This is a genomic window from Streptomyces sp. NPDC054796 (genome assembly GCF_053611545.1).
Genome location: NZ_JBSHAO010000057.1, coordinates 14,905 through 33,318, shown reverse-complemented (window position 1 = coordinate 33,318; position 18,414 = coordinate 14,905). Strand labels below are relative to the sequence as shown.

Here is an 18,414-nt window from a genome sequence, read left to right as displayed (position 1 = left end):
CCTGGTCAGGCGGGGATCCGGCGCGGGGCCGTGGCTTCCTTCTCCCATGATCACGATTGTGCGCGGACTCGGTGCCGCCGTCCTTGCCGCGTCCCTGCTGGCCGCTGCCGCTCCCGCGGTTGCCGAGCCCGCCCCCGCCGCGGAGCGGGTGTCGATGCCGGTGGCGGAGGCCATCGCGGCCCTGCCCGCGGCGGAGGAGTCCCGCGCGGGCTACAAGCGGTCGTCCTTCAAGCACTGGGTGGACGCGGACAAGGACGGGTGCAACACGCGGGCCGAGGTGCTGATCGCCGAGGCCACGGACAAGCCCGAGGTCGGCCCCGGCTGCAGGCTCACCGGCGGGAAGTGGCTGTCCTACTACGACGGCCTGGCCACCGACAACCCACGGTCGCTGGACATCGACCACGTGGTCCCCCTCGCCGAGGCATGGGACGCCGGGGCCTCGAAGTGGGACGCGGAGAAACGCGAACGCTACGCCAACGACCTCGATGCCGAGCGCTCGCTCGTCGCCGTGACCGCGAAGCACAACCGGGCCAAGGCGGACAAGGACCCGGCCCAGTGGTGGGTGCCGAGCGCGGACGCCTCCTGCCAGTACCTGTCGGACTGGGTGGGCACCAAGACCCGCTGGAGGCTGAGCGTCGACGAGCAGGAGCGGGCCGCACTCAACGAACGCGCCCGCGGCTGCTCCAGCACAAAGACCAAGACCGAGACCGAGACCGCCCCTGACAGCGACACCTCGCCTCACCTGGCCTGAAGCCAGGCGACGGCACCGCGCCCTGGGGGAGCGGCGGGCACCGACACCGCGCGGCAGACCGCCACCTTCACGACGCACCACCCGATCCCGCTGCACACCTGCGCGAGCAGGCCCGTCGGCAGTCCGCCACCCCGGGGCCGCGGCCGTGCAACCTTCCGGCCACGAAATCCCCCGGTCCGCCGCGAGAGTGTGAAGATGAATGGCGTGTCCCAGATACCCGCCCCGCTTCCGGCCCTCGCCGCTGATGACGCCGTCATCGATCCGGCCCAGCTGATCCGGATCACAGCGCTGCACAAAGGCTTCCTCTACCAGCACCTCTACGCCGTGGGGTGTCTGCTGCGCATGGGCAGCGGGGGAGTGCAGCGCCTGCTGGTCGAGCGGGACGAGGACATCGAGGTACTCCTGCCCGGCGAGCGCCTGTACCTGCAGGTCAAGACCCGCAACCGGCCGTTGCAGTGGGGCGACGTCCAAGGTGCCGTCGACAACTTCGCCGTCGTGCGCACCGAGCACGACAACGGCTCCCGTCCAGGACATGCGACCCTCATCGTCGTCACCGACTCGCCCCCCGGCCCCGGCCTGACCGCCCAGCTCGCCGCCCCGGACTGGCCCCAGGACGTGCACGTCCTCCACCCCGGAGCAGCAAGCCCCCACGCGTGGCTGCCGCCTGCATGGCAGAGCCTGGAAGAAGCCATCACCTGGTGCGCCGGCCAGGCGGAGAAGGTGCCCTTCACCTCCCTGGCACCGCATACTCTGGTGTGGAAGCTGGCCGCCCGCGTCGTCTACGCCTGCACCGGACACAGCAAGCAAGCCTTCAGCCCTGAGCAACTGTCCTCCCTCTACGAGCAGTTCGTCACCGAACTGCAGGCATTCCCCGCCGCCCCGGACCCCTACCTGCCCCAGGCCGAAGAACCAGCCCTGCTCACCGACGCCCGCATCCGTGTGATCACCGGGTTCTCCGGTGCGGGGAAAACCGCCTGGGCTGCCCACGCGGCCGAGCACAGTCCCGAACCCCTCACCTACTTCGACATCGCCGCCTTCACCGGCGAAGCCGCCGCCGGGGCCCTCGCCCGGGAACTGGCCGCCCGACACCTGGAGGCCGAACAGCGCACCGAACTTGTCCACGGCCCGGGCCTCGACATCCTCAGAGGCGTGCACCAGCGCCTCGCCGCAGCACCCGTCGCCATTGTCCTCGACAACGTCCACCGCCTCGACGCCGCCAGCCTTAAGCAGATCATCGACGCCCTGCCCACGACCCGGCTCGTCCTCCTCGGTCAGCCCCGCCCGGACCAGGCTGTCCTGGCCGCCCAGCTGCACATCACCCCCGAGAGCCTCCCCGGCTGGTCGGCCGACAGCGTTGCCGCCGCCTTCACCGCCGCCGGCACGTCGGCCGACCCGCACGTCGTCCAGCGCATCCTGCACCTCACCGGCGGACTCCCGCTCTACGTGCACGGCGCCGTGGCCCTGGCGCACAGCCACTACGACGCCGACCCCGCCCGGATGTGCCAGGCCCTCGAGGACCGCCTGCACGACACCCCCACTGCCCAGGACCTCATCCTGGGCGACGTGCTCGGCGGACTCGATCCCCAGGCCCGAACGGTCGCCTTCCTCCTGGCCTTCGCCGAGGTCCCCCTGACTCAGGACGAACTGGGCACCCTCGCCCACAGTGCCGAGGTCACCGCGCCCGCCTGCGCCCGCGCCCTGCGCCACCTCACCGCCCTGGGCCTCATCCAGCGCACCGGCCGCGGCCTGCTCAGTGTCCACGACGCCGCGCGCCCCCCGGCCACCGAATGCTTCCCCACTCCCGGGATCGAGCAGGCTGCCGCGCTCACCCTCAGCCGCCTCCTGCGCGCCTCCATCGGCGAAGGCAACGCCACCATCAGCAGACTGGCCCGATGGGCGCTACTGTTGGAGCGCACCGGACAGACCGGCCAGCTCCTCGATCTCGCCTCCCACGACTACTTCTTCGAGCACTCCTTCACCGGCGCGCTCCGCCCGACGCTGGCAGCCGTGGCCACCGACGACACTGCCACACCCAGCAACCGGCTCGACGCGCTGAATGCCCTGGCCCTGATGGCCTACAACGCACAGGAGACCGACACCCACCGGCAGCTGACCGACGACCTGATCGCACTGACCGATGCGCATCCCAACCTGCTGCTCGATCATCGGGCGGTGTGCGTCCTGGCCACCCAGACCATGACCCGGCACGCCACCGCAGGCAATGTCGACGCCATGAACGCCAGCTACCTCGCGGCACGCAAAAAGGTCCCCAAAGACAGCCTCGGCAGACGCATCCTGCGCTACACCCAAGCCCAGTGCCTGGCCCTGGCCGAACGCTGGGAGCAGGCCGACTTCCTGGCCCTGAGCCTCGCCGAGCACTACTACACCCACCTGGGCCTGACACAGGCCGATGTTGTCGCCGTCGGGATAGACGGCCTGCGAGCCCAACTGGACCGCGGCGGCGCGCACTGGGAGGACGACTGCAAACGCCTCGCCGACTGCCTGGCCCTGTCCGTGCGCTGCACACAGCAGATGCAGCAGGGCCACGGGCTCGCGGCCATGCACGCGATGAAGTTCTATCACCTCGCCGGGGCGTGGCGGGCAACCGTCCTGATGGGCCAGGAGGCCGCCGACGATCTCGTAGAGCTCGGCGACCCGCCCGGCGCCCTGACACTCCTGGAGCAGACCCTCCTACCCCTCGCGCACGCATACGCCCTGAGCGACCTGACACTCTCGCTGCGCTCGCAGCGCGCCGTGGTCCTGGCCCACACCGGCGACCATGCCGCCGCGCGTACTGAGATCGACCGTCTGCGGCACTACGAGCTGTCCCCCGTGCAGGCCGCAGAGATCGATGACCAGCGTGCCCTCATCGAAGCCCTCGCCGCACGGACAGCCGCTTCCTGAGTCTCTCCTGCGCAGTCGGACCACAGGCCCGGCACGGGAGAGGGGCCCAGGCGTTCATCACGGGCTACCTAGCTGCTTCCGGCTTCCTGCCAGCTCGATCGCCGGGAATCCGGCAGCCCGTGATGAACCGCGCACGCCTGCCCGGGCGCCGCCTTTCTTCCCGCGGTATCGCGCCAGCTGCGGCTCAGCCCTGGCTGGCCGGACGGGGGAAGAAGCCGGATCTGCCCGGCCTGGCTCCGGTGAAACGGTAGGTCTCGGTGCGGGCCCGCACTTCCTCCGGTGGGTCCCCGTTCTCGAAGACGATGGCCTGGCCCGGGACGTCGAGCATGCCCTTGTAGAAGTGGTCCACCACGTTCGAGGTCAGATCCACATCCTCGCCGACCGGGTCGCTGATGGGGTCCCGATAGGTCACCACCGGGGAGTCCAGGACGATAAAGCCCAGATGCGGTCGGTCATGATCCAGGCAGAACTGGGCCAGCGCGGTGGTGAACGCCGAGTGCAGCACCGAGCGGACCCCTTTGCCCCGGCTGGCTCGCCGCCGCCCTCCCGCCCGGATGTCCATCGCGTACTGGTCGTACTCGGCGAAGCCGACGGAGGGAACCTCCCAGGTGTCCAGGATGCGGCGGAGCGTGTTATCGAACACCGACAGCACCCGGCTGGGGACGTACTCGGCTGGCCGCTGTGCAGGGCTGGACTGCTCACCGTCCAGCCGCGAGCGACGCTCTTCCAACTCGTTGATGCGGTGGTGCAGTTCCAGGTCCCGTTCGATGGCCGAACGGGCCTGCAGATGCTCGTCCATGCGGGCCCGCGTAGGGGCCATCATCTGCTCGGTCGTATCGATCTCCTCGTCCCACCGGGCGGTGTCCTCCAACAGCGCGATTCTGCGGGCGGCGAGCTCGTCGAATTGGGCACGTAGGTCCGCGATGGTGGGAAGCAGATCGGTGAGCAGTGTGCTGGTCTTCGCCGTCTCGCTCTGCACAGCGATGTGCAGTTGCGTGGTCTCATGATCACTGTGGCCCGGGTGCTGGTGCTCGGGCTCAGCACCGCAGAACACGCACGCCCCTATACGAAAGTAGCCCAGGAGGCTTCCGGCTTCGGTCACCATCTCCAGGCGGGCGAGATCGGAGCGGTACTGCTCCTCCAGCAGCAGGAACCGGGAGACCAGATCGCCCACCTCGCCGAGGCGGGCCTCCACCCCCGCCAGGTCCTCGGCGGCCCGCATCCGCGCGGTGACCGCGTTCAGATGCCGGTCGGTGACCGTACGCAAGGTGGCGGAATGCTCATCGATGGACGCCTGGAGACGCGCCTGCCGGTTGCGCAGTTCCCTGACCGGCTCTCCGGTGGAGAGTTTGGCGTGCAGATCGAGGATGATCTGGTCGAGCAGGGTGACCTTTCCCTTGTTGACGCGGCGCTGCCCGGCATTCAGCCCGGTCTCCACCTCCAGGTCGCCCTCACCGGTCAGCAGCAGCCGCATGACCGAGGCCGCCGCGGTCTTGCCGCTGGACGCCGCCGAGTGCAGGACCGGGGAGAGCGGGTCGACCATGCGGGTCTCGGGCACCACGGCCAGATGCACCAGGTCGCTCAGGGCCAGGGCACGGGTGGCCCCGGCCTCGTTCTTGCGGATCCGCAGCCCCTCCAGGCCCAGCTCGCCCAGGAGTAGCAGGGAAAGGCTGTTCCTGCTGCGCGCCGTGTGCACTGCGGTGACCTGGGCGTCCGCTGGCCGTGTGACTAGGTCCCTCAGATCCGCGCGGTGTACATGGATGGTGTTGTGGTGCGGGGCGCGCACCAGGGTCAACGGGCTGCCGCCCGGCAGCCGCAGACCCAACAGAATCTGGCTGTAGCCCTCGGCCTCGTCCACCAGGGCCAGCCTGGTCCCGCCGAGCATGTACTCGATGGACTCGGCGATGAAGGACTTGCCAGTGTCCGAGGCCCCGTAGACCAGCGTCAGCGAAGGATCGAACTCCACCTGAGCGGTGGGCTTGCCGGAGCCCGCGTAGGTGAGGTGGACCAGACGCAGCACATCAGCCATCCCTTACCCCCCCCGCCCCGGGCCGGACGCTGCTTGGCCCACGATCTCCCCGGTGGCGGCGCGCGCGTCGGTCCGCGCCGCGAAGTCGTTCACCACCCACTCGGCACGCTCCCGCAACGACTCCACGTACGGCGACTCCAGCACATCGACGAACACCGGCCCGCGGTCCGTGGCCGCATACATCAGCCCGTCGCTGCGATCCACCAGACCCGCCAGCTCGGCCCTGATCAGCACCAGCAGCGCCTGCTCCAGGACTGTCCGCTTCATCCCCAGCTCACCCGCGCGGGCCGGCAGATGCGGATGCAGACTGGGCGGCCCGTCGAAGTCCCCGCTGTGGAGCAGCACATAGTCCCAGGCGGTCAGCTGCGCAAGGTCCAGCGGCTCCGGGTAGCTCTCGGCCAGCAGGACCAGGGCGCGCATCCCCACTTCCAGCGGACTGTTGAGCGGGGTCACCTCCCCGCCTCCCGGCACCAGACCAGACGGTCCTCGTTCGCCAGGTGATGGCACACCCCTTTGCGGGCCTTCGGCCCCACGAACGGCGTCAGGACCGTCGGGGTGAGCTGCACTGTCCCGGCCACGCTGGTGACCGCGCCGTGCCGTTCCCACCCGTCCGGGTGGGAACGGTCCGCCACCTCCACCACGATGTCGTACACGTCCTCCATCACCCGTTCGAAGTAGGCGGGACCCGCCGCGTCGCGGGCGAAGACCCGCAGCGACTCCGCGGCGTAGAAGGCCACACGCTGCCGCTTGAGATGCCCGTCCGCCTCGGCGACCTCACCCACCTGCTCCAGGCCGTCGATCACCTCTGGGTACCGCTCCCGGTAGACATCGACGAGGTGCTGGATGTAGCGGGTCTCCTCCTCGCCGTGCTGCGGCGGCGGAATCATCACCGCAGGCCCCCGTTCGAGGGGGGCGTGCGGGAAACGCTCGGCCCAGTGCGGGGTGGTCCGGTGCAGCGCGAGCATCTCATCCAGGTCGACGCACTCGAACATGGCGAAGTCGGTGGCTGCGGCCAGATCCTCCACTGCCCGGCGCCGGTCGTCCGCCAGGCCCGTCACGAGCGCGTCACCGGTCACGGACAGCTCCGCACAGAACTTCTCGCGGCACTCGGTGGGCGTCGCGAACAGCCGGGGCAGGCTGCGCGAGATCTTGGGCGCCACGAAGATGTACCGGGTGGGGACGGCGAAGTGACCCGCCGCGGCGGCGACGAACATCTTGCGGATCTCCCCGGCCGCCACCGACCAGGTCACGGCGGAGCTGTAGCGCTTGCACTGGTAGTTGTGCCACGACCCCTCCAGTCTCTCGCGCGACAGGTAGCCAGCCACGTCGATCCCGTGATCCCCGGTGCCGCCGTGCCGTTCGACGAGCGTGTATCTCCCCTCCAGCGCTGGCACCCACTCCTTGACGAAGACTTCGAACTCGTCCGGGTCATAGAAGGAGACCAACTGCTTCGGCGTGGGCACCGGAGCCATGCGCAGCGTGGCAGGCAGCACTGTCAACGGCGCCGGCCCGTCCTTCTCCGCCCGCGCCTCCTGTGACTCCGACACTCAGCCCCCTGCCCGTTAGACGACATCAAGTGATATCACTTCTGAACAGATGACATCTAGACCTATGCACGGCCACGCCGAGTACCGGGCACCGCAGCTCGGGCAGGACCGGCACGGCGCCCTCAAGTGGCCCCACTTGCTTTCTTGGTGGCGCGTGGCCGTGCGCTGGCGCAATACTCCACCCCGGCGCTCCAGGACGCGAGGGACACCGCCAGGGAGTCGGCTGGCCCCGGCCGGAAGGGTGGCATCAAGGTCAGGCGTCGCTTACGAAGGAGCCCGCCACCACCGCCCGCTCACGCCCCGGCACAGGCAGCCTCACCGCTGGCCACAGCGTCAGAGTGAAGAAGGGGATGGTCTTCGATGCCTACCGCACTTCTCGCTCATGACCCAGACCTGGCACGTCTCCTCGACGACGGCTACGACGTCGTCGTCCACTCAGGCCACATCATCGTCCGGTACATCCCGTACGTCAGCGAGAACCGCACCGTCGAACACGGCTTCCTCGCCTACCCCGTGACCATCAGCGGGGACCGGCTGGTCTCCGGAACCGACCACCGCATCTGGTTCAGCGGCTGCGCCCCCTGCGACGAGCACGGTCGCCCCCTGGCCCTCGCCAATCCCGAGAACCGGGTGATCGCCGAGGGCATGCAGGCGAACTTCATGCTCTCCAGCAAACCCAGCCCCGACGGCTACCCGACGAGTACACGAAGATCAACGCGTACGCGAGGGTCATCGCCGACCAGGCGCAGGCACTCGGCTCCTCGGCCACCTCAACTCCCGGCGCAGCATGGCAGGAGACCGAGGACGACAGCCCCTTCGCCTACCGTGACACCGCCACCTCCCGTGCCGGTATCGCGGCAGTCAATCGCTGCCTCCGAGGCCACCGCATCGTTCGGCGGCAGCGGAAGCTACATCCTCGACCAGGTCGCCAAGACCGAGGTCGACTCGATCCTCCTCATCGACGGCGACACCTTCGACAACCACAACGCCTTCCGGGCCCCCGGCGCCCCCACCCTCGACACCCTGCGTGACCGCCCGCCCAAGGCCACCTACTTCGCTTCGATCTACGCCAATATGCACCGAGGCGTGTCCGCCTGCGAGCAGTACCTCGACGAGGACAACCTCGACCTGCTCACCGGGGCCACGTTCGCGTTCCTCGCCTCCGACGACGCCGCCGGCAAGCCGGCGATCATCGACTGGCTCGAAGCCCACGACGTACCGTTCATCGACGTCGGCATGGGCATCGAAGAGATTGACGGCCGCCTCAGCGGACTCCTGCGCGTCACCACCAGCCTCCCGGGCCGCCGAGACGAAGCACGCCGCCGCATTCCCCAGCCGGCGCCCGAACGCGACGCATATGCACGCAACATCCAGACCGCGGATCTCAACGCGCTCAACGCCGTCCTGGCCGTCATCCGCTGGAAACGCGCCATCGGCATCTACGCCGACGCCACCGGCGAGAGCCACACCACGTACTCACTGATCACCAACGAGATCGCCAGCGAGGACCTGCCGTGACCGCACAAGCCACCCTGCACCCGGCCTTCACCGAGACCTTCCCCTCAGCGATGGACGCAGGAGTGCTGTACGTCTCGATCCCCTACCGTACCTGCGGTCACCTCTGCTGCTGCGGTTGCGGTAACGAGGTCATCACGCCGCTCTCCCCGGCGCAATGGTGCGTCACGTATGACGGCGAGAGCGTGTCCCTCGCCCCCTCGATCGGCAACTGGTCCCTCCCGTGCCGGTCGCACTACTGGATCCGTGACGGCCACGTCATCTGGAGCCGCCGGTACTCGACGGCGGAGATCGACCAGACCCGGAACCGGGACCGCCGCCTGCTGGCCGCCCACGACACCGGAGATCCTCGTCCGAACCCACGGGATGGGGTCTGGCACCGTCTCCGTTTCTGGCGCCGCCCGTAGCCCGACGGGCGAATCCTCACTGCCCTTCCGGACGGACAGACCTTACAGACCGAGCGGCGCACACACCACATCCGCAAGCCTCTGGGGCCATTCCCTCACGCTGGCCGTTCAAAGCGCTGGCCGAGGCTCTGGTCCCGGCCTCCAAGGGAGCTGGTGGTGCCCGGCCACGGATACACCCTCGGCGGCTGTACGTCCTGCCCCCTGTAACCACCTTGTGGATGCGCTCGTTGCTCTGAGGCGAAATAGGATGATCTCGCCGAAGGGAGACCCGGCATGGCATGCGATGCCCCATGGATTGAGAAGCGGCGTTACGAGTACGCCGGCGGCCGCTACGTGGGCTGCGGAAACTGCGGCGGGGACTTGTGCACCGTCTGCAGGTCCAACCATCTGCAGCCGAGCGAGGTGCACTTTGAGTTCAACGACGACAACGTCTGCCCAGACTGCGGTCCAAAGCGCTGATCAAAGGCCACGGAACCGTTCGGTCGGCGGCAGGACGCAGTGTGTGAGCGAGGGAGGGAACGAAGGAGTGGTGTTGGTGGCGGCCTTCGGACTGCCCGCCACCGAGTTCTCGGCGAACGTCTTGTCGACCTCGTCGCGTTCCTTCACCCGGGTGGTGAAGTCCTGCGGGCCGGTGGAGGCGGTTTCGACGCCCGGGGTGATCTGCCGCAGCCGGGCGAGGAAGAACTCCGACCAGCGTCCGGTGGCCTCCTTGCGGCGGACACCGTGCGTGGTCTTGGCGGCGTCCCGGGCGGCCTGCGCGGCTTCCATCTCCTGCTGCGCCGCCTTGACGCCCTTCTTCTGGGCGCTGATGTAGCCGGCGTCCTCCAGCCGTCGCTTGAGCTGGGAGATGTCCCGGCTGAGCCCGTGGGTGTCCTTCTCCGCCTGCTGCGCCGCCGTGCGGGCAGGAGCGAGATGCTCCTGGTCGTAGACGTCGCGAGCGGCGAGCGCGGCTGCCGCTGCCTCCTCGTCCTGCTGCGCCGCCTCGGACGTACGTGCCGCCGCGTCCTGCAGCGTCAGCCGCAACCGTTCCACTCGCGCGTGGGTGGTAGCGATCTGGCGCTCACGCTGGTTCTCAGCACCCGCGTGTGCCTGCCCGCACTGCCCGCACTGTTGGCACAGCCCGGGTTCACGCTCGGGAAGGACCTGCCCGCACTGGGCGCAGGCCGTTGGCGCGGCGTTCACCGGGGCGGCGAGCTCCCCCTCGGCCCGTGCGTGATCGGCCACGGCACCGCTCAGCTTGCCCCGTGCGGCCTCCGCCTGCCTCGCAGCCTTCCTGCATTGCTGTTCGGCAGCCCTGTGCAGGGCTACGAGCCGTCCGCGCTCCCCGATCGCGGCCGTCAGCGCATCGGGAACGCGCTGCCCGGGCGCGGCCGCCGCCTGGTGCTCCCGCAGCTTTTGCTCGTACTCGGCGCGCATGCTGTCCGGATCGGCCAGCGCGCCGGTGTCGCGCAGCTTCTTGAACTGGGTCAGCGCGGAACGAGCAGCCCGGTGACGGGACTCGGCCTCCGAAGCGTGCTTCTCCTAACCGGCGAGATCTTCGTTCCACAGTCCCAGGATCACCTCCAGGGCAAGGGCCCGCGCCGCGTCCTTGCCCCCGCCGAGGAACTCGGAGGCGATCGTGGTCTGCCGCAGCGCGATCACGGTGCTGTAGAAGTCGTCCAGTCCGATGCGGGTCGTTCCGCGGGCCGCGGCCGGCGGAACGAGCAGGTCCTGGACGAACGCGCCCGCCGTGGTCTCTCCGGGCTTGGCCGTGGTCACGGGCAGCGCGTGTTCGAACTCGTCCGGAGCGTCGAGATTCTTCAGCAGGACCCGCGCCCGCGGATCCGCCCTGCTGCGGGTGGCCTGTCAGCGGGTGCCGGCGACCCGGAAGACGAGACGGATATGCTCGCAACTGCGTACTTCCGGCATGATCGTTGCCGTGGTGAGCCGGAGCGGGTACAGCAGCGTCTCGATGGCCGTCGATTTAGCGGGCTTCGAGTGCCCGACCAGGAACGTGACCAAGCCCTTGAAGAAGCGGACGCGCCAGACGCCGCCCCGCTGGGGCTCAAGCCTTTCGATCACAAACGACGGGCCCATCGGCACTCCCTCGCGCTGCTGCGGCGTTCCCCACCGAGCAAACGAGCCGCCGCCGGGCGGGTGACGCCCGTGATGCCCATTCCGGGGCCGGGCGGACTGCCGTATGGAGCAATAGCCGGTACAGGGGCATACGACTCGGGCCCCGCAGACCGGCGCGGCCCGCTCTGGCTGGCGGCGTCCGCCCCCCGCGGGCCGTGTATCCCGCCAGGCATCGCCGAACAGCGTCTCCTGCTCGAATTCGACCTGCCGCGGCATCGGCGGCTTCACCGGGTCTGTGGTGGAGGCCAGCACTGCACGACAGACCTTCCTCAGCTCGGGCAGGGGACGGCGGATGCCCAGGAGGAGGAGAAGCGGCGGCTTCACTCCCACGCCTACAAGACGTGGAGTCCCGAAGACGACCAGCACCTGGCCAAACGCTGGTCGCAGGGCGCCTAGCCGGCCGAACTGTCTCAGGAACTCGGCCGCAACGAAGGAGGCATCGCTTCCCGCCTCCGCAAGATCAACGCCGGTGGATCCGCAGTTGAAGAGGCCCGCGAATACGGGGGAGAAGATCCGGCGCCGCCCTTTGACACCACATCCGCTCCCCTTTAGCATTGCATGCCTAATCAGATATCTGATCAAGCATGGGAGTGTGACTCGGTGCTGCTGACGACAGGGCAGGCGGCCGAGGAACTGGGGTGCGCTGTCACCACCTTCCGTCGCCTCGTGCATGCCGGGCTGCTGCCTGGCCTGTCCCGCCGCGGCGTGCGGGTCATGATCCCCCTCTCGGCAGTGCAGTCCCTCAGTGCACGTCGCCACGCTGCCCTGGACCAGATCACGGCCGAGGAGATTGGTGTCCTGCGGGTCGATGCGGCCCAGCGAGTCGACGAATCGGACCGGAACTGGATCGGCTTCGCCGCCCCCCTCGCCCCCGACGACGTCCTCAAGGCACTGCGCGGCTGGTGGCGGTGCGACGCGGCGAGCGTTGCGGCTGGGGGAGTGCTCCCGGTGACCCTGTCCGGCTACGTGGTGGCCGTGCTGACCGGGCTGGAGCGGTGGGAGAGGAACGACGAGGGCCGTCACGCCTTCCCCGACGCCCGCCTGGCCGGCTACGTCACTGACCTGGCCACCCCGACGACCACCATCACCTCCCGCGTGGACGGCGACCAGGAGCTCGCCGAACTGCTCCTGGGCACCCGGCTCGCCTCACACTCGGGCGGCGCGATCGCCTACGTCCCCACGCACACCGCCAGCTGAACTTAAAGCCCGGACAAGGAATCCGATGGACGCACAGAGCTACAACGCCGCTCTTACCGACCTGCGGACGGTGCGCGACGACATCAGGAAGACCCGGACGGCACTCGCCAAACTGGAAGCCGAGCGCGACAAGCGCATCGTCCAACTGGCCACCTATGACAAGGCCAAGGCCGAACGCATTGCCCCGGCCGCCGGACTGAGCCTGGCCGAAATCGTCGACCGTGCACCGGCCCTGGCCCCACAACCCCTGGCCGCCGACGCTACGCCCGCACCGGAACCGGCAGCGGCCGACGAACCGGCCGGAGCTCCCCTCACCGAACCGCAACCGCACGTGCCCCAGCTCACCGCACCGCCGACCAGTCCGAGCACCGAAGCCCTGCAGGCACCCGCGCCGCCTGCGGCCCCGACCACGCCCGCAGCCCCGGCCATGGGGGAAGGCGAGCCGCGCACCCTGCCCTCCATCCCCGAAGGCGGCGAGGGGGATGCCTGGTTCACCCACACCCGCGGTCTCGCCTCCACCCGGCCCCAGTTCACCCAGCAGGCCCGCTCCACTGTCTTCCTGGATGCCGACAGCGGTTTGTTGGTCCACCGCGACCGCACCGTGCGGCTCGACCTGCCCACCGGTTCGGCCAGCGAGATCCTCACCGCCGTCTTCCATACTGTCCCCGAGGGCGTGGAACGGATCTACATCACCGCAGGAGCTCCCTGGCACAAGGACGCCGCCCGTCACCCCTACCTGCGGGACGCGGTGGCCGCCTGGCTGAACGCGCCGACCCCCGGCTGGCGCACCGACACCGGCCGCGGACGTGACCGCATGGCCGGCCACTTCGTCCACCCCCGCCAGCCCGTGGCCCGCTACCAGTCCGAGGACGGACAGCGCCACGTGGAGATCCGCTCCGTGGGCGAGTGGTTCGACCCCGAGGGCGCCGAACCCGCCACCGTGCGCGACGCGTTCGTCCTGCTGTGGAAGGCCCTGCGCACCCACTGGAGCGACGCGGTCCTCATGGGCTCGCCCTCCCAGACCGGCCGCGATCTGTGGACGCGCACCATCCCCACCCGCGGCCAGTACGCCGAGGGCTATCCGGTGCTCTCGGAGGAACTGCGCGGCCTGCTGCACGCCACCGCCGGCCAGGGCCGCACCCAGCTGCTCACCCCACCCCAGGTGCCCGAGCAACTGCCCGCCCTGGTCGAGTACGACCGCACCTTCGCCTACGCCAAGCACACCTGGAAATCCCCCGTCGGCACCCCCCGCCGTATCACCGCCGCCGCCTTCGCCTCCTGGAGCGGAAAAGAGCAGACCAAGGCGCTGTTCGGCTGCGGCCACTGGCACATCCGCGCCGCCGTCCCCCACGGCTGGAACCACGTCGGACTGCTGCCCGCCCCCGCCCCCGGCGACCGCGCCTGGCACTACCCGGCCACCCCCGGCACCTCCTTCACCACCTGGGCCGGCGGCCCCGAAGTCCACGCAGCCCTGACCAACCCCTTGCAGCCTTGGAAGATCGAAATCCTCGACGGCATCCTGTGGGACGACGGCAAGCCCCTGGACGAATGGGCCACCCGCCTCAAGGACGCTTGGAACACCCTCACTTCCCACTCCCGCCTGCACGCCGACCCCGACGAGGCCCACGCCGCCCACCTGGCCGCCCGCGCGGTGCGCGCCCTCCTTCTGTACGGCATCGGCTCCTTCGCCCAGCGCCCCCGTCTGGTCACCGGCACCACCCCCCGCACCAGCGAACGTGACCTGCCCCCGGACGCGGAGATCCTCGGCTTCGACGAGGAGACCATCACCTGGCAGCGGCCCACCGGCTTCGCCCGCGACCCCCATGCCCACCCAGAGTGGGCCGCCGCCATCTGGTCCGCCGCCCGCGCTGCCCTGCTCACCCAGCGCCACCGCGCCGAGGACACCCACGCGGGCGCCCTGCACACCCCGCCCGGCACCGTTGTTGCCTTCCGCACCGACGCCCTCTACCTCACCCACCCCCAGCAGTCCTGGCCCTACCACGGCCAGCCCGGCGACTACCTGCGCAAAGGCCACCTCACCGGGCCCGTTCCCGCTCCTGCCAGCGAGGAAGACCTCCTCGCCCTGCGGGATGCCGGCCGCGCCGCCCTCAGCACCCGTGCGGAGAGGTCCTGATGCCACCCCGCCCCCGCTCCCGCCGCTCCGCCCGCCGTCGGCAGGGTGAGCTGAACGAGGCCGCCCGTCTCACCGACCAGCTCCAGGCCGCCGGCTACACCAAACGCGAGGTCGCCCGCATCCTGGACCGCGACCCCTCCCTGGTCTCCCAGTTCTACACACGCGGCAAAGGCGCCGCCTTCGTCCCCGCCCTCACCCACGTCCTGGCCGCCGTGCGCACTGGCGGCATCACCGACCCCGAGGAACTCCAAGCCCTGGCCGCCCCCCGCATCACCCGCCGCACCACCGCCTCCGGCACCCGCGCCCGGGTGCGCGGCAAAGCCGTCCTGATCACCCCCACCGGCACCGGAACCGGCCGCGTCGGCGCCCAGGCGATTGCCACCGGCTCCGCCCGCCTGCGCCCCCTGATCGCCGAAGCCGCCCGCCAGAGGCTGCGCCTGGCCTTCACCGTCCGCCTCGCCAAGAGTGGCTACGTACATCCCTCCGGCAGCCGCACCGACTCACCCGGCATCCGCCGCGAGGTGGTTCAGCGCGCCGACCACACCGAGGAACGCTCCTACGGCTCCGCCCAGACCGGTGGCCACGACGCCGCCGACTTCGCCCGCCGCGTCGACGCCGCGGGCGGCGATGTCACCGCCGCCGTCCATCACTGGCTCACCGAGACTGGACGCATCCACACGGATGCCCGCATCACCCACCTCGAAGTACGCACCTGGCGTCCGCGCTGACCGGGGCGCCACCTGCGGTACCCGCCGGTGCGCACAGGCGACGCAACAGACCCGATGGACCGGGACAGCTCCGGGAGGCGTCCGACCGTGTGCTGGGCCCAGCCAGGCTACGGAGGAGGTAAGGGGCCCGGACACGCACGGCTTGTGCCGAGACGCCCTCACTCGTGCCGACCGAGGGCCCGGGCCCCTTCCGTAACGACGCACGCCGCAGACGGGCATCTTCGTCCGGCCATGTGAGTCAGCTGGCAGACTCTTTCATTGAGGAGAGGGCCGATGGGGCAGGAGCAGGTACCCCTGCTCTGCGGCCCAATGGGCCGAGCGATGCTCTTCAGCCAAGGGATCTGATGCCGCCGGGGTGGGGCAGAGGCAAGTCACATCAGCAGGTTGCATCCCGCGCCGTGTTCACCGTGGACCAGACGGTGCCACACCGGCGTGGGCACGTCCGTCACGAGAAGCGTGGACAACGCCTCCATGCCCTGCTCCCCGAAGAGGTCAGAGGCATCCTCGTGCACCGGGAAATCGCCCTGGAGCGCGTCGCAGTGCATGCAGCCGCTGCTCAGGTACTGTCCGCCCACAGTGGAACTCCATCGGGGCTTGATCGATTCCGCGATGCGGATCAGCCCGGCGCCCTTCAGCAGTCCCTTCATCCATACCCGTGAGGTCTCGTCCACCATCCGCGGATAGCTGTCGGTGGGGGCCGGTCGGTGCGGATGCAAGGCGACGACGCACGTGGTGATTTCTCCGCACTTCCAGCACGGCCGGTCCAGCGCCAGCACCCGAACGGCGATCGTGGCCGCGCAGCCGGCCGGGACCTTGTCCGAGATCCATGGCTCAGTGCCGAACTGGTCGTGCTCGTTCCAGCGCGTGTGCCGGAACTCAACCTCCTGGCACACGGGGCACTGCATTCTCCGCTTGCCGTCCTCGCAGGGAACCAGCACCCCGGCACCTGCCGCGACCTGGATGGAGCATTCCAGGCACGGTCCGGCGAACCGGTTTGCCCCGCTCCGGGGCGCCGTGTCGGCAGACCGGCTCTCCGCAGCCGACGAAGAATCCACGCGTGAGGGATTTCCTCCGGTGGATCCGGGAGTATCGGCCCGGCAGTACACCCGCCACCGGTCTCCGAGCCGGACACGGACCCCAGCGCCGGGCTCCACGTACTGGGAGCAGTGATCGGCCGCGCATACGCCCCCGTACCGGTTCGCGGACAGCTGACTCATCCGGCCCTCCCTTCCGTGTTCTGCCCTCCGCGCCGTTCTGGCGCCTCCTGGCAGCAGCCGGCGGGGCAGACCATACTGCCCGCGCCCGCCTCCCGCCCCGGGGCCCCTGGCCAGCGTGGCTGTTCCGGAGACGTTCCGGGCCGTTGGCCTGGTGGTGCGGGGAGAGGGGCGCGGCGGCGGGGATCGGGGCTGTGGCTGGCCGGGGGTTTTGGTGGGAAGAGTCCGGTCGAGTATCCGTCACGTCCCGGTGGGGGTCGGCAATGGGCAGCAGCGAACGAGAGATACGCGAGCAGTACCGCGGTGCGCAACAGGAGGTCGCACAGCTGCACAGCGAGCTGAAGGATCTCGACACGGAGGATGAGGGGTTTCCCGCCGGATACGCTCGGCTTGTTCACGGCACTCGACGGCTGCTGCGCTACGAGGACGAACTGCCCCGGCTGCTGGCCGAACCGGCCCGGGAGCGCAGTGAGCTGATGGTGCTGTGGTCGTGGCGGGGTCAGGTTGTCCTCGCCCTGGTCATGATCGTGCTTGTTCTCGTGCAGGACCACGCCCTGTGGTGGCTCCCGCTGCTGGTGCTGCACCTGCTCGGCGCGCTGGCCGGGACCTCCCAGAAGGTGACGGCCTACGGACATCTTGCCCGTAGGAACGTAGCCTTGGTCGGGGACGCTGCCAGCATCCTGACTCTGCTCATCCTGCTGAGCGTGGTCCCTTCCTGGTGCCTGGCCCTCGTTCTCGCGGCCTGGATCGTGATCGCCTTCGCGGCTGCCAGCCTCGGCGCGGGCAAGGCGGCGGCATGAACTCCGGGCCGGACCATGGCGAGCGCCTTGATGACCTGGACATCCGGGCCGACGGCTTCGACACGCGGATCGACGATCTGGAACGCGGCCTGAGACGGGTGCGCGACACGCTGGGTGACACCGACAACCTCGACCATGAACTGCACACGCTGCGTGAGTCCGTCGATGATGCCGAGGACACCGTGAACACCCTCAGCTCGGATCTGCGTGCCGAGCTGAGGGGCATCAAAGGCACTCTCCAGCGGCTCCGCTCCCGCATTCAGGCACTCGAGACCCACGCAGCCACTGGCCCGGACGCGCCCGAAGCCGACCTGGACACCTACAGCCCGGAGCACCACGAACTGGCCGCGGCCGCCAGCCGCCGCCGCTACGCCCGGGCCGACCTGCTCGACCCTGCCCAGCGAAGCGCCCTGCGCCAGCAGATCACCGCCTACCACAACGCCCTCGCGCAGCGGGACGGACACCGCACGAGTGCCGTCGACGCCGCTGGTGTCCTGGCTCGCACCCCCTACCGCAGCGACACACACCACCAGGCCCGCACCCGCTTCCTCTCCGCCGTCAGCCAGGAGGAGGCCGCCGCCCAACGCCTCCCCGCGCTGGCCGCCAGGGCGGAGGAAGCCCGCGAGGCGCTGGCACAGGACGAAGAGCTGAGCCGGACCGCCCAGCCGGACCTCGAGGCGGGCGCTAGGGCGCACAAGAAGTTGGAGGGGATACTGCGTACCCGTCTTGCCGACGCCGTACGCGAGCGGGCCCGGCTTCCCGTGTGGTTCGTGACCGTGCTGGGCCCCCTGCCCCCGGCGCGCGGTACCCGGGAGTGGATGGATCTGGCCGTCGACGTCCTCACCTACCGTCTCGCCCACTCCGTCACCGACCCCGTGGTGGCCCTCGGCCCCGAGCCCCGCACGGACGCCGGCTTGTCCCGCATCGCCTGGCACCAGGAACTCGCCGGTCAGCTGGAGCGCTGGGACCGGTAGACGCGCCCGTTGCCGGGGCCCCTGTTCCGGCAGGCGTACACCTTGCGCCCGGTTGCCGCCTCTCAGCCGTGTGGCTGGGCCCCTGGCCCAGGACCTGGC

Annotated in this window: 15 protein-coding genes and 1 pseudogene; 9 read left to right on the top strand and 7 right to left on the bottom strand. The window is 69.9% G+C overall.

Annotation, left to right across the window (positions count from 1 at the left end; genetic code table 11):
* Nucleotides 1-46 precede the first annotated feature (46 nt).
* The gene (locus ACWGJ2_RS33115) at nucleotides 47-751 is read left to right on the top strand and encodes an HNH endonuclease family protein (protein WP_453350014.1); all 705 of its coding nucleotides are present in this window, start codon (nucleotides 47-49) and stop codon (nucleotides 749-751) included.
* 204 nt (nucleotides 752-955) lie between these two features.
* Nucleotides 956-3,655 carry an AAA family ATPase gene (locus ACWGJ2_RS33110; protein WP_453350013.1) on the top strand — a complete coding sequence of 900 codons (2,700 nt, stop codon included), beginning with the start codon at nucleotides 956-958 and terminating at the stop codon, nucleotides 3,653-3,655.
* A gap of 184 nt (nucleotides 3,656-3,839) precedes the next feature.
* On the opposite strand, the gene ACWGJ2_RS33105 is transcribed toward ACWGJ2_RS33110, so the two are convergent.
* From ACWGJ2_RS33105 to ACWGJ2_RS33095, 3 genes are read right to left on the bottom strand one after another with little or no spacing between them, the layout of a single operon-like run.
* Nucleotides 3,840-5,684 carry a hypothetical protein gene (locus tag ACWGJ2_RS33105; protein ID WP_453350012.1) on the bottom strand — a complete coding sequence of 615 codons (1,845 nt, stop codon included), beginning with the start codon at nucleotides 5,682-5,684 and terminating at the stop codon, nucleotides 3,840-3,842.
* 3 nt (nucleotides 5,685-5,687) lie between these two features.
* Nucleotides 5,688-6,137: an ABC-three component system middle component 2 gene (locus ACWGJ2_RS33100; RefSeq protein ID WP_453350011.1), complete on the bottom strand. Its 450-nt coding sequence runs from the start codon at nucleotides 6,135-6,137 to the stop codon at nucleotides 5,688-5,690.
* Nucleotides 6,134-7,177, bottom strand: coding sequence for an ABC-three component system protein (locus ACWGJ2_RS33095; RefSeq protein WP_453350030.1), 1,044 nt, complete (start codon nucleotides 7,175-7,177; stop codon nucleotides 6,134-6,136). The genes ACWGJ2_RS33100 and ACWGJ2_RS33095 overlap by 4 nt, the downstream gene beginning before the upstream one ends.
* Nucleotides 7,178-7,591: 414 nt before the next feature.
* Here ACWGJ2_RS33095 and ACWGJ2_RS33090 point away from each other — a divergent pair.
* A pseudogene (locus ACWGJ2_RS33090) lies at nucleotides 7,592-8,262 on the top strand (DUF6791 domain-containing protein).
* Between the two features lie 483 nt (nucleotides 8,263-8,745).
* Entirely contained in the window at nucleotides 8,746-9,153 is a 408-nt protein-coding gene (locus tag ACWGJ2_RS33085; protein ID WP_453350010.1) for a DUF6527 family protein, read from the top strand.
* 459 nt (nucleotides 9,154-9,612) lie between these two features.
* On the opposite strand, the gene ACWGJ2_RS33080 is transcribed toward ACWGJ2_RS33085, so the two are convergent.
* The 3 genes from ACWGJ2_RS33080 to ACWGJ2_RS33070 all read right to left on the bottom strand — a co-directional run bounded on the left by ACWGJ2_RS33080 (nucleotide 9,613) and on the right by ACWGJ2_RS33070 (nucleotide 11,850).
* Nucleotides 9,613-10,569, bottom strand: coding sequence for a hypothetical protein (locus ACWGJ2_RS33080; protein WP_453350009.1), 957 nt, complete (start codon nucleotides 10,567-10,569; stop codon nucleotides 9,613-9,615).
* 105 nt (nucleotides 10,570-10,674) lie between these two features.
* Complete coding sequence (locus ACWGJ2_RS33075) at nucleotides 10,675-10,911, bottom strand: hypothetical protein (RefSeq protein WP_453350008.1); 237 nt, start codon at nucleotides 10,909-10,911, stop codon at nucleotides 10,675-10,677.
* 87 nt (nucleotides 10,912-10,998) lie between these two features.
* On the bottom strand, nucleotides 10,999-11,850 hold the full coding sequence (locus ACWGJ2_RS33070) for a hypothetical protein (RefSeq protein ID WP_453350007.1): 852 nt from the start codon (nucleotides 11,848-11,850) through the stop codon (nucleotides 10,999-11,001).
* Nucleotides 11,851-11,868: 18 nt separating this feature from the next.
* Between ACWGJ2_RS33070 and ACWGJ2_RS33065 the strand changes: the two genes are divergently transcribed.
* From ACWGJ2_RS33065 to ACWGJ2_RS33055, 3 genes are read left to right on the top strand one after another with little or no spacing between them, the layout of a single operon-like run.
* The gene (locus tag ACWGJ2_RS33065) at nucleotides 11,869-12,465 is read left to right on the top strand and encodes a helix-turn-helix domain-containing protein (RefSeq protein ID WP_453350006.1); all 597 of its coding nucleotides are present in this window, start codon (nucleotides 11,869-11,871) and stop codon (nucleotides 12,463-12,465) included.
* Nucleotides 12,466-12,490: 25 nt separating this feature from the next.
* On the top strand, nucleotides 12,491-14,599 hold the full coding sequence (locus ACWGJ2_RS33060; protein ID WP_453350005.1) for a hypothetical protein: 2,109 nt from the start codon (nucleotides 12,491-12,493) through the stop codon (nucleotides 14,597-14,599).
* Nucleotides 14,599-15,327 carry a helix-turn-helix domain containing protein gene (locus ACWGJ2_RS33055; RefSeq protein WP_453350004.1) on the top strand — a complete coding sequence of 243 codons (729 nt, stop codon included), beginning with the start codon at nucleotides 14,599-14,601 and terminating at the stop codon, nucleotides 15,325-15,327. Before ACWGJ2_RS33060 ends, ACWGJ2_RS33055 begins: the two co-directional genes overlap by 1 nt.
* A 371-nt stretch (nucleotides 15,328-15,698) precedes the next feature.
* On the opposite strand, the gene ACWGJ2_RS33050 is transcribed toward ACWGJ2_RS33055, so the two are convergent.
* Nucleotides 15,699-16,382 carry a hypothetical protein gene (locus tag ACWGJ2_RS33050; protein ID WP_453350003.1) on the bottom strand — a complete coding sequence of 228 codons (684 nt, stop codon included), beginning with the start codon at nucleotides 16,380-16,382 and terminating at the stop codon, nucleotides 15,699-15,701.
* Between the two features lie 422 nt (nucleotides 16,383-16,804).
* On the opposite strand from ACWGJ2_RS33050, the gene ACWGJ2_RS33045 reads away from it, so the two are divergent.
* Both ACWGJ2_RS33045 and ACWGJ2_RS33040 read left to right on the top strand, forming a co-directional pair.
* Nucleotides 16,805-17,341 carry a hypothetical protein gene (locus ACWGJ2_RS33045; protein ID WP_453350002.1) on the top strand — a complete coding sequence of 179 codons (537 nt, stop codon included), beginning with the start codon at nucleotides 16,805-16,807 and terminating at the stop codon, nucleotides 17,339-17,341.
* Nucleotides 17,338-18,315 carry a hypothetical protein gene (locus ACWGJ2_RS33040; protein ID WP_453350001.1) on the top strand — a complete coding sequence of 326 codons (978 nt, stop codon included), beginning with the start codon at nucleotides 17,338-17,340 and terminating at the stop codon, nucleotides 18,313-18,315. Before ACWGJ2_RS33045 ends, ACWGJ2_RS33040 begins: the two co-directional genes overlap by 4 nt.
* Nucleotides 18,316-18,414: the final 99 nt, after the last annotated feature.